Source organism: Mycobacterium sp. ABE4_509, from assembly GCF_056160785.1.
On record NZ_JBSWXU010000156.1, the window covers coordinates 1 to 11,880 of the forward strand.

6 protein-coding genes and 1 pseudogene are annotated in these 11,880 nt (G+C 67.9%); 3 read left to right on the forward strand and 4 right to left on the reverse strand.

All coding sequences use genetic code 11. The annotated features are described in order from the left end of the window. Positions 1 to 304 (forward strand): annotated as a pseudogene (locus ACXAID_RS23830) (DUF7159 family protein); the annotation flags it as partial. 16 nt (positions 305 to 320) lie between these two features. Here the strand turns inward: ACXAID_RS23830 and ACXAID_RS23835 are convergent. The 4 genes from ACXAID_RS23835 to ACXAID_RS23850 all read right to left on the reverse strand — a co-directional run bounded on the left by ACXAID_RS23835 (position 321) and on the right by ACXAID_RS23850 (position 5,682). Then, positions 321 to 1,751, reverse strand: coding sequence for a sugar nucleotide-binding protein (locus ACXAID_RS23835; protein ID WP_475024654.1), 1,431 nt, complete (start codon positions 1,749 to 1,751; stop codon positions 321 to 323). Further along, complete coding sequence (gene rfbB, locus ACXAID_RS23840) at positions 1,748 to 2,746, reverse strand: dTDP-glucose 4,6-dehydratase (protein ID WP_475024655.1); 999 nt, start codon at positions 2,744 to 2,746, stop codon at positions 1,748 to 1,750. Before rfbB ends, ACXAID_RS23835 begins: the two co-directional genes overlap by 4 nt. Further along, positions 2,746 to 3,615, reverse strand: coding sequence for a glucose-1-phosphate thymidylyltransferase RfbA (rfbA, locus tag ACXAID_RS23845; protein ID WP_475024656.1), 870 nt, complete (start codon positions 3,613 to 3,615; stop codon positions 2,746 to 2,748). The genes rfbB and rfbA overlap by 1 nt, the downstream gene beginning before the upstream one ends. A gap of 123 nt (positions 3,616 to 3,738) precedes the next feature. Continuing rightward, positions 3,739 to 5,682 (reverse strand): hypothetical protein, encoded by a 1,944-nt coding sequence (locus tag ACXAID_RS23850; RefSeq protein WP_475024657.1) that lies wholly within the window; start codon positions 5,680 to 5,682, stop codon positions 3,739 to 3,741. A 746-nt stretch (positions 5,683 to 6,428) separates the two neighbouring features. Between ACXAID_RS23850 and ACXAID_RS23855 the strand changes: the two genes are divergently transcribed. Continuing rightward, positions 6,429 to 8,039 carry a PfaD family polyunsaturated fatty acid/polyketide biosynthesis protein gene (locus ACXAID_RS23855; protein ID WP_475024658.1) on the forward strand — a complete coding sequence of 537 codons (1,611 nt, stop codon included), beginning with the start codon at positions 6,429 to 6,431 and terminating at the stop codon, positions 8,037 to 8,039. A gap of 35 nt (positions 8,040 to 8,074) precedes the next feature. Then, positions 8,075 to 11,880: beta-ketoacyl synthase N-terminal-like domain-containing protein (locus ACXAID_RS23860; protein WP_475024659.1), on the forward strand; the 3,806-nt coding region annotated here is incomplete at its 3' end.

Below are 11,880 nucleotides of genomic sequence, written 5' to 3' on the forward strand. Positions count from 1 at the left end.
CACCGCACCGCAGCCCGCGCAGGTCGAGACCGCACCCGTCGCGGAGGCGGCCGCACCACTGATCGAGACCGAGCCAGTGGGTCTGCCGGCGCTGGACCCACCCGCTGAGTTCGACGCACCGCCGGCGCCCGCCGAACCGGTGCTCGCACCACCACCGGCCGAGGTGTTGCCGCCACCGGTGCCCGAGGAGGAGCCAGGGCTGATGCAGCGCATCCGGGACCGGCTCGCCGGGATCGGCGAGGACGACACCCCTGCGCCGCCGCCCGCCGCACCCGCACCGGTTGCGCCGCTGCCACCGCAGTAACCCGACCCGCAGGACCTCACCGTCCGGGCGCGACGACCGTCCGGCTATGCGAGCGCACATAGTGTGCCAATGTCTCGTCGGCGTCGGCGGGAACGAATCCGGTCGCCTCGATCTTCGCCAGGTCCAGCACGCTGCTGGCCGGGCGCGGTGCGACCGGAGCCTTCGCCTTGCCGAAGTACTGCGCCGTGGACACCCCGCTCACCCGGTCCGGATCGTGGCCGGCCAGGGAGAAGGTGCTGCGCGCGATGTCAGCCCAGGAGCGGACCGCCCCCGAACCGGTCACGTTGTAGGTGCCGCACGGCGCGCCGGTGTCGATGAGATGCCGCACGGCCCGCGCGAGTTCGGATGTGAACGTCAGCCGCCCGAATTGGTCGTCGACCACCGAGGGATCGACGTCGCCGGCGCCCAGCGACAACATGGTCTTGACGAAGTTGCGCCCATCGCCGACGACCCACGAGGTCCGCACGATGTAGTGCCGGGGCACGGTCGAGACGATCTGGTCCCCGGCAGCCTTGGTCTGGCCGTAGACACCGAGGGGAGCCATCGGGTCGTCCTCGCGGTAGGGCCGCGTCGCGGTGCCGTCGAAAACGTAGTCGCTGGAGATGTGCACGAGCGTCAGGCCGTTGTCTGCGGCGACCCGCGCCAACTCGGCCACCCCGGTGACGTTGGCCGCCCACGCCGCCACCCGCCCGTCGGCGGTTTCGGCCGCGTCGACCGCGGTGTAAGCCGCGGCGTTGACGATCGTGTCGTAGTCCCGCCAGCGCCGGGCCGAACGCAGGTCGCCGCCCGTCAGATCGAGATCGGCGCGCTGCACGAACTCGACATGGCCGGCGCCCGCATACTCCTGCGCCAGTGCCCGCCCCAGTTGCCCCCCGGCACCGAGGACCAGGGTGCGGCGCGGCGGGATCGGTACGGCCTCAGCCAAACCCGGTTGGGCGCGGTCTTTGGCCGACAATTCGGCGCGCTCCAGCGGGATCGGCCAGTCGATGCCGACAGCGTCGTCGCCCGGATTCACCGAGGGGTAGACCACGCCGGGGGAGTAGTGGTCGTTGACGAGGTAGACATACGCGGTGTTGGGCTCCAGCGTCTGAAACGCGTTGCCGACTCCACGCGGAACGAAGACCGCCCGCGACGGGCCGAGCTCGGCGGTGAACACGGTGCCGAACGTCGGGCCGGCGCGCAGGTCGACCCAGGCCCCGAAAATCCGCCCGGTCGCCACCGAGATGAACTTGTCCCACGGTTCGGCGTGGATACCGCGGGTGGTGCCGATCGATTCGTTGAACGAGATGTTGTTCTGCACCGGGCCGAAGTCCGGCAGCCCGGCGGCGACCATCTTCGCGCGCTGCCAGTTCTCCTTGAACCAGCCGCGGTTGTCGCCGTGCACCGGCAGCTCCCACAGGGTCAGCCCCGGGATAGGTGTGTCGAGCTTCTGCACCGTCTGGGTCATTGTCCGAGCCTGGCATAGAACGCCTCGGTGGAGTGTTTGGCCGGTGCCCACCACTCCTCGTGTCCGCGATACCACTCGACGGTCGCCGCGAGGCCCTCCTCGAAATCGCTGAAGCGTGGCCGCCAGCCCAGTTCGGTGCGCAGTTTGGTGGGGTCGATGGCGTACCGCAGATCGTGACCGGAGCGGTCGGCGACGTTGTCGTAGGCGTCCGCGTCCTGCCCCATTATGGTGAGGATCAACTCGACCACGGTCTTGTTGTCCTTCTCGCCGTCGGCACCGATCAGGTAGGTTTCGCCGATCCGACCCTCCTCGAGGATCTGCAGCACCGCCGAGGAATGGTCGTCGGCGTGGATCCAGTCGCGCACGTTCGCACCTTCGCCGTAGAGCTTGGGACGAATTCCGCGCAGGATATTGGTGATCTGGCGCGGAATGAACTTCTCGACGTGCTGGTAGGGGCCGTAGTTGTTCGAACAGTTCGAAATGGTGGCCGCAACGCCGAAGGATCGGGTCCAGGCCCGGACCAACAGATCGCTGCCCGCCTTGGTCGACGAGTACGGCGAGGACGGATTGTAGGGGCTGAACTCGGTGAACCGGCCAGGGTCGTCGAGCGGTAGGTCACCGTAGACCTCGTCGGTCGAAACGTGGTGCAGCCGAACCCCGTGCCGGCGGACCGCCTCGAGAAGCGTGAACGTCCCGACCACGTTCGAATGCAGGAAGGGTTCGGGGTGGTCGAGGGAATGGTCGTTGTGGGATTCCGCGGCGTAGTGCACCACCATGTCGACGGTGGCCACCAGTCGGTCGACGAGTTCGGCATCCGCGACGTCGCCGTGCACGAAATCGACCCGTCGCTCCGGTAGACACGCAAGCGAGGCACGATTGCCCGCGTAGGTGAGTTTGTCCAGCACGGTGACGTGATGGTCGGTGTGTGCGATGACATGATGGACGAAGTTGGATCCGATGAAGCCGGCACCCCCGGTGACGAGGAGTCGAGCCACTAGAGACCCCTTTCCAGCAGGTCCAGCAAGTAGCCGCCGTACCCCGATTTGACCAGCCTGGTGGCCCGGTCACAGAGCTCGTCGTCACTGAGAAATCCTTGGCGCCAACCGATTTCCTCGGGAACGCCGATCTTCAATCCGGTTCGACGTTCCATCGTGCGGACGAAGTCGGCCGCGTCGGTCATCTGGTCGAAGGTCCCGGTGTCCAGCCAGGCGGTGCCCCGCGGCAACACCTCGACCCGCAGCCTGCTCTGCTCCAGGTAGGCGCGGTTGACGTCGGTGATCTCGTACTCGCCGCGCTCACTGGGTGCGAGGTTCTGTGCGATACCGACGACGTCGTTGTCGTAGAAGTACAGGCCCGGTACCGCGTAGTTGCTCTTCGGCCGTTTCGGCTTCTCCTCGAGGGAGACCACCAGACCGGCGTCGTCGAATTCCACCACGCCGTAGGCGGAGGGCTCGGCCACCCAGTACGCGAAGATCACGCCACCGTCGACATCGGCGAATCGCCTCAGTTGCGTGCCCATCCCGGGTCCGTAGAGCAGGTTGTCACCGAGCACGAGCCCGACGCTGCCGGATCCGATGAAATCGGAACCGATGGTGAACGCCTGGGCCAGCCCGTCGGGGGAGGGCTGTTGGGCGAAGGTGATCGAGACCCCGAACCGCGATCCGTCACCGAGCAGCCGCTCGAAGCTCTCCGCGTCGTGCGGCGTGGTGATGACGAGGATGTCTCGGATGCCGGCCAGCATCAGCGTCGACAGCGGGTAGTACACCATCGGCTTGTCATAGACGGGGATCAGCTGCTTGGACACACCCTGGGTGATCGGATGCAGCCGGGTGCCGGAACCGCCGGCCAGGATGATTCCCTTCACGACGCCACCTCCGCGCAGCCGGGTGGGGACGGCGGACACAGAACATGCCCCGGCCGAGCATCTTTCGGCAGCCTACGGCAGGACCGGCGTGTCACGGTATCTTCTTCCCCTCCTCCAAGGGCGTCAGCGGCGATGGCGCCCTTGGTAGCTGGACCCGTCTCTGGTCTTCGAATCCGAGGCACTGTCTTCGGAACCGGTGGCTCCAGCACCGCCCGCCGAGGTGGCGGAAGTCCCTCCCGAGACGCCACCCGCGGGAGCACCGTCGTCGGTGTGGTCATCGGACTCTGTTGTGGTGTCATCGGATTCGTCGATGTCCTGGTCGGCATCATCGAGCTGGTCGTCGACCTCGTCGAGTGCGTCCTCGTCCTCGTCGTCCGTGTCCTCGTCCTCGTCGAGTGCGTCCTCGTCCTCGTCGGCAACGGCGGTATCGTCGTCGACCAGGTCCGTCTCGTCGGCGTCCTCCTCGACGACGTCGCCGGGCTGCGGCGAGCCGTCCAGCGTTGCGCCCGGCTCGGAGCCGGCGTCGGCGTCGTCTTCGGCGATGGGCGCGGGCTCGCCTTCGGTCTTGGAGACCGCCTCGACACCGTCGTCTTCGAACTCCGACTCCGAGGCGGTCTGCGCGCCGGAGGCGACAGTCGGACCGCCGTCCTCCTCGAGGCCCAGTTCGGAGGCGACCGCCGCCTGGACCGCGGCCGCGAATCCCGATTCCGTACTCGCCGCGCTCGCACCGGGGCTGTCGGGTGCGGACTCGTCGAGGAACCCGAGCGCGCCGGCGATAGCCGCCGGGACCTCGACGAAGAGCTGGTAGAGCGGGCCCCCGTTGTGGCAATCCCCGACACAGTCAGGGTCTTTCACCGAGAACAGGCCCGCCCAGGGATTGATCGGGCCGTCTGGACCGTCGGGATCGTAGCCGTTGAAGAACGCGTTGATGACGTCGCCGGGCATGGACACCAGCGCCGTGAGAGCACCCGCCGGGTCACCGGACATCACCTCGGCTGTCGTGGTTCCGAGCGATTGCGAAGCCACGTATGCCGCCGTGTTCACCGGGGAGAGCAACACCCGAACCGCTTGGTAGAACGGGCCTACGGCGATACCCGGACCGGTCTGGATGATGGTGGCGCCGGCTTGCAGGAACGCGCCGGCGAGCGCCAGCGGACCCGGCCCGGCGCCCACTGTGTTGCCATCGCCGAACAGGCTGAACGCCGCGTTGAGCAGGCTCCCGCTCCCTGAGTCCGCCGAGACGAAGTTGTCGTTCCCGAAGAGGTTGGCCGCCGCGGTGAACAGCCCGGCAGCCTCGACCAAGCCGTTCCCGAGAATGTTCACGGCGCTGCCGAAGATGGTCTGCGCGGTCACGACGGCGTCGCCCCAGAGGTTCAGCGCGAGGGACCCGAAGACGCCGGCGGTGGTGGCCTGTTGCCCGGTGCCCCATGGCGAGAGGCCCAACGCGAGGTTGAGCACACCGATCGCCGATGCGATGCCCGGACCCAGTTGGACGACGATGTTGCCGGAGCCGGAGGCGCCGGTGGGACCGGTCGCCTGCGGCCCGCTGTCGTTGAAGGCACCGAAAACGAAGTTGGGACCGCCGATCACGGCGACTGAGCCGGGACCCACTTGGGTGGCGATGTTGAAGCCGCCGATGACACTGGTGGATTGCAACCCGGAACCGTTGGATATCCCCAGCGCGAGGTTGGGGCCGCCCATCGTCGCTGTGGCTCCCTCACCGATCTGCCCGAGCATGGAGAACAGGCCGGTCAGCGTCGTTGCGTTCGCGTTGTCGCCCAGGGCTGCCGCCAGCGTGAACAGACTGGCAGCGGAGGTCGCATGGGCATTGCCCCCGATGGCGATGGCACCGTTGAAGAATCCCGTCGACGCATCGGCAACCGCGCCGTCCCCGATGGCGATGGCGTAGTTGGTGATGCTGCTGGTGCAGCCGTTGCCGTTGCCGATTCCGAAGATCGAGAAGCACGACGCGTCGGCCGGGGGCGGTTCATGAAGCGTCCCGGCCACGAGTGCGCCGGAGACTACCGCTGCCGCGAGCGCGCCGCCCTTGCCCCGAACCTGGTCCATCTACATCCTTGCCTCGCAGGTGACACCGCCACGCGGCATGCTACAACCGCGCCCCATGGCACTGTTTGCGTTTTAGTCAGAATTAACCATCCCAATTGCAGATTCGCTGTTTCCACAGCGTCTGAGTACTGGTTGCACAGTAGGTCCATTTGCCATTCCTGGTCGGCGACGACGTGTGAACTGCATCGCCGGGTACCCTCAAATTCGCTGATCACGGCGCCTGGGCACGGCCCGACGCCACCGAGACGCCCCGGCGCCACCGTTGCGCCCTCCTGCGGCGCTCACGGCGTGACCGCTCGCCGGTCCGCACGGTGTCGGATCGCCGTGCGGGATCGCTGCGCGCAAGCGCGGGACCGGCGGTGGCCTCCCGGGTTTCGCTGCCCCGGCGGCAGTCACCTGCCAGCGATGCCCGGCAGGAGGCCGGGTGGGGCCAGTTGTTGAAGGCCGAACTACCCGTTCGCGACCCGGGCCCGCCAACGGCCGGCGGCGCTCCTCGGATAGCGGTTGGACGCTCGGCATCGGGTCCGCGGTGTCGTTCGTCACCATCGTGATCAGCATGTTCAACCCGCGACGAGGCTAGCCGGCCCGGCCTGGACAAAGTTTGCTACGCCTAGCTGCAACCCCGATCGTCACACCCCGATGCTGCGACGATAGCCCCATCGATTCTCAGAGCGTCGTCGCTAACTTTGGCCCGCTCTTACAAAAACCGATCCCGACGTCAATTTGAGCGGTTAGAGTCGCTCACCGTGCGGGGATCCCTGACTATGTCCGGCAACGCCGACGTCGCCTCGACTGCATTGCTCGATGTCTCGGACGTACCCGAGGCACTCGAAGCGATTCGGCGGCCGGTGGCGATCGTGGAGTCGGCGCGTGGCCCACGAGCCGTCGTGCTCGATGACGCCGGCCTGCTCACGCCTGAAATCATGCGCCACGAGGTGCTCGCGGTGCTGCCGCCGGTGTATCCCGAATGGCTCGGGGAGCGCAGCTTCACCGCGACCCACGGCGTGCGATTCCCTTATGTGATCGGCGAAATGGCGCGCGGGATCGCGACAGCCCAGATGACGATCGAGGGCGTACGCGCCGGTGTGATGGCCTTCTACGGCAGCGCCGGGCTGGAGTTGGACACCATCGAGGCGGGGATCCGAGAGATTCAGCAGGCCCTGGGCCCCGGCTCCGGCGGTTGGGGTACCAACCTGATCCACAACGTGCACAACCAACGTCTGGAAATGGCGACGGTGGAACTGTTCCACCGCTTCGGTGTTCGCTATGTTTCCGCGTCGGCGTTCATGCGGCTCACCCCGGCGATCGTCTTCTACGCAGCGAAAGGGTTGCACCGCGACGCCGACGGGCAGATCGTCCGGGCCGGACGTGTGTTCGCCAAGGTTTCCCGCGACGAGGTCGCGCGCCATTTCCTGTCACCGGCACCCGACGACATGCTGCGCGCACTGGTCGCCGAGGGCCGACTCACCGCACAAGAGGCAGAGCTCGCCGGCAAGATCCCCATCGCAGAGGACATCACCGCCGAGGCGGACTCCGGCGGGCACACCGACAACCGTGCACTCACCGTGTTGCTACCACGCCTGATCAGCCTCCGCGACAGCATCGCCGCGACGCACGACTATCCCGTTCTGCCGCGTGTCGGCGCGGCAGGTGGCATCGGAACGCCGGCGGCCGTCGCTGCGGCGTTCGCTGCCGGCGCAGCGTATGTACTGACCGGTTCGATCAACCAGTCCGCGGTCGAAAGCGGCCTCTCTGCAGATGCGCGAAGTTTGCTGGCTCTGGCCGAGTCCACCGACGTCGCGATGGCGCCGGCATCGGACATGTTCGAGATGGGCGTGACCGTGCAGGTACTGAAGCGGGGAACGATGTTCGCCCAACGCGGCCACCGGCTCGGTGAGTTCTATCGCCGTTACTCCTCGTTCGAGCAGGCCCCCGCAGACGAGCTGGCGAACCTGGAGAAGACGGTGCTCGGGCGTGGCGTCGAGGACATCTGGGCCGAGACCGAGGCGTTCTTCTCGAAGAACGATCCAAGCCAGGTGGAACGTGCGCGCGCGGACCCCCGGCATCGGATGGCGCTGGTGTTCCGCTGGTATCTGTTCATGGGCTCTCAGTGGGCACGTGACGGCCACACCGAACGGCGCGCCGACTACCAGATCTGGTGCGGCCCTGCGATGGGCGCATTCAACGAGTGGGCGCGGGGCACCTTCCTCGAGCCGGTGCAGGCACGCACGGTGCGCCAGATCGCGCTCAATCTGCTCGAGGGGGCCGCGACCGTGACGCGGGCCGGGCAGCTGCGGGTCGCGGGCGTCGCGATGCCCGCCTCCGCGTTCGACTTCCGCCCCCGCCCCCTCGGATGAATTCATCGAAATCCCCGTCGGATAACGAGGTACATATGACCGACCAGAGATCGCACCCCACCGCTACCCCGGTAGCCGTTGTCGCCATGACAGCCATCTATCCCGGAGAACCGGGTCTGGAGGGCTATTGGCGCACCGTGACCGGTGGTCGCGACGCGATCAGGGAGGTTCCACCGTCGCACTGGTTGATCGACGACTACTTCGACCCCGACCCGAAGGCCAAGGACCGGACCTACTGCAAGCGCGGCGGGTTCATCGATCAGGTGCTCTTCGATCCGATGCGGTTCGGTCTGCCGCCCAACGCGCTACCGGCCACCGACTCCGCGCAGATACTCGCGCTCATCGCCGCCAGGAAGGTCCTCGACGAGGCGATGCGGGGAGGAAGCGACGTCGACCTCGACCGGGTGGACGTGGTTCTCGGGGTCGCCTCGACCACCGAACTCGTGGTCCAGATGGGGTCGCGGATGCAGCGGCCGATCTGGCGGAAAGCGCTGCTGGAGAACGGTCTGCCCGAGGACGAGGCCGACGAGATCTGTTCCGACATCGCCGACCAGTACCCGGAGTGGCAGGAGAGCACGTTCCCGGGGCTGCTGGGCAACGTGGTGGCCGGACGCGTCGCCAACCGGCTCGATCTGGGCGGGAGCAACTTCGTCGTCGACGCGGCGTGTGCCAGCTCGCTGTCGGCTCTGCAGACCGCACTGCACAGGCTCTACCTGCACGAATCCGACATGGTGCTGACCGGGGGCGTCGACGCGCTCAACGACGTGATGATGTACATGTGCTTCTCCAAGACACCGGCGTTCTCCCAGACGGGTGACTGCCGGCCGTTCTCGGACGCCGCCGACGGCACCATCATCGGCGAAGGCGTGGGGATGCTGGCACTCAAACGGCTCAGCGACGCAGAACGCGACGGCGATCAGATCCATGCGGTCATCCGTGGGTTGGGCTCGTCGTCGGACGGACGGGCCTCGAGCGTCTACGCACCCCGCTCCGACGGGCAGGCCAAGGCCCTGCACCGCGCCTATGACAAGGCCGGCTACGCACCCTCGACGGTCGAGCTCCTGGAAGCGCACGGAACCGCCACCAAGGCCGGCGACGTCGCGGAATTCGCCGGGCTGAAGTCGGTGTTCACCGATCAGTCAGCACGGTGCGCGCTCGGGTCGGTGAAGTCGCAGATCGGGCACACCAAGGCCGCCGCCGGCGCTGCGGGGCTCATCAAAGCCATTCTGGCGCTGCAACATTCGACGCTGCCCGGCACCCTGAAGGTGGACCGCCCGAATGAGGCACTGGGTTTGGCCGAGACACCCTTCTACATCAACGCGCAGACCCGACCGTGGGTACGCGCGGGCGATCAGCCGCGGCGCGCAGCGGTCAGCTCGTTCGGCTTCGGTGGCAGCAACTTCCATGTGACGGTCGAGGAGTATCGCGGCGGGCAACGCGCAAAGCGGCTCCGTGCGCTGCCCAGCGAACTCGTCGTACTCAGCGCGGCGTCGGAGGCCGATCTCGGACGCCGCGCAGCCGAGATCGTGTCGGCGATCCACGCGGGGGAGAGCCTCGCCCGCATCGCGTTCGATGCCGCCCGCGATTTCGACGCATCGCAGAACGCCCGCGCCGGCCTCGTCGCAACGGACACCGCGGCACTGGAGAAGCTCGCCGAGCGGCTTCGCGGCGCGCTCGGTGAGGGCACCGCGAGCCAGCTCAAGGACCCCAACATCGCGGTGGGTTTCGGGCCGGCCCGCGAAGGCAGGACAGCCTTCCTGTTCCCGGGCCAGGGCAGTCAGTACGTCGGCATGGGTGCCGACCTGGCCCTCGCCTATCCCGCTGCGCTCGCGGTCTGGGATTCCCTCGACGGTGACCTTGCCGGGTTGCATCGGGTGGTCTTCCCCGAACCGTCTTTCGACACGACCTCCCAGGATGCCCAGAAGGCAGAGCTGACCGCGATGGACAACGCCCAACCGGCCATCGCGGCAACGAGCCTTGCCCAGCTGGCCCTGCTCGAGGTGCTCGGCCTGACCGCCGACGCCGCCGCCGGGCACAGCTTCGGTGAGGTCAGTGCGCTGGCAGCCGCCGGCGCCCTGCCGGCTGAGCGGCTCGTCGAGGCGGCGCGGACCCGCGGCGTACTGATGGCCGAGGCTGGGCAGGGCAAGGACGGTGCGATGCTGGCCATCACGGCAGGCGCCGAGGACGTCCGGGCCCTGCTCGACTCGCAGCCGGAGCATGCGCTGGTGATCGCCAACGACAACGCACCCGAGCAGGTGGTGTTGGCGGGACACGAAACGGACATCGCCTGGGCGGAAACCGCCGCCAAATCCGCGGGCTGGACCTCGGTGCGCCTGCCGGTGGCATCGGCGTTCCACTCACCGATCGTGGCCGCGAGCTCGGCACCGTTGACCGACTACCTGAAGACCCTGGAAATCGGGCAGCCGCGATTCGCCGTCTACGCCAACGCGACCGCGCAACCCTACGGCGAGTCCGTGGCGGATCAACTGGGCGATCAGGTCCGCCAGCCCGTGCGGTTCCGCGAAATGATCGAAGCCATGGCCCGCGACGGGGTCACCCGCTTCATCGAGGTGGGTCCCGGCCGGGTGCTGACCCGGTTGGTCGACAAGATCCTCGACACGACCCCGCATGTCGCGGTGGCTCTCGACGATCCGAAGGCCGACGGGCTGCGCGGCTGGCACCGAGGGCTGGCCACGCTGGCCGCCGACGGCGTGGCACTCGATCTGGCGGCGCTGTTCGAGGACTACGACGAACCGGAGAAGCACGTGCCGGCACCGGCGCACGCGGTCAGGGTCGGCGGAGCAAACCTGGGCAAGCCCTATCCGCCTGCCGACGGACAATTGACGATCAAGCCGAAACGGACACGTGTGAACGGACACAACGCGGCGTCGCCGCTCACAGAAGCTCAGCCGGAGCCGGTACTGCAGCGCATGGACGCCCCACCGGCGGCCGCGAAACCCCGGCCCGCACCTGCGGTCGGGCACCACAACGGCCACAACGGAATCGCCGTCGCGCAGCACAACGGTGCGGCACCGGCGGGTGAGCGAGCCCAGCCCACCCCGGTAGTCCAGCACAACAGCCATCCGGTGCCCACACCGTCGGCTCAGCACCACCACACTGCGGCGCCGGCACCGGCGGATCCCTTCGGCACCGACGCATGGAGCATCATCGACCGGCTCCAGAAGGAGACCGCAGTACAGCACCAGCGGTATCTGGACACCGTCACCCAGAGCCACCAGGCGTTCCTGGACATGTCCACGCAGATGATGGCCGAGATCGTCGGAAATCACGGAACTGCAGCCGAAGCGGCCCGCCCGGCGCCGGCTGCTGCGCTGGCCTCCCCGCAAGCACCGGTGCACACGCCGGTGCAGGCTCCCGAGGGGGTCGCGCCGGCCCAGCCCCGCCCCACTCCCGAGCCGAGCCGGCCTGCCGCGCCCGCACCGGTCCCCCCACCGGCCCCCGCGACACCACCAGCGGCCACAGCACCACCAGCGGCCCAACCCAGCGAATCCGCCGGCGACGTCGTCCTCGAAATCGTGTCCCAGAAAACCGGCTATCCCGCCGACATGCTCGGACTCGACATGGAAATGGAAGCCGAACTCGGCATCGACTCCATCAAACAAGTCGAAATCCTCGCCGCCCTACAAGCCCGGTTCCCCGGCGCCCCCGAAATCCCCGCCTCCGAACTGGCCGGACTCCGCACCCTCCAAGACGTCGTCGCCACCATCGCCGAATTCACCACCACCACAACGGCCCCCGCGACACCACCAGCGGCCACAGCACCACCAGCGGCCCAACCCAGCGAATCCGCCGGCGACGTCGTCCTCGAAATCGTGTCCCA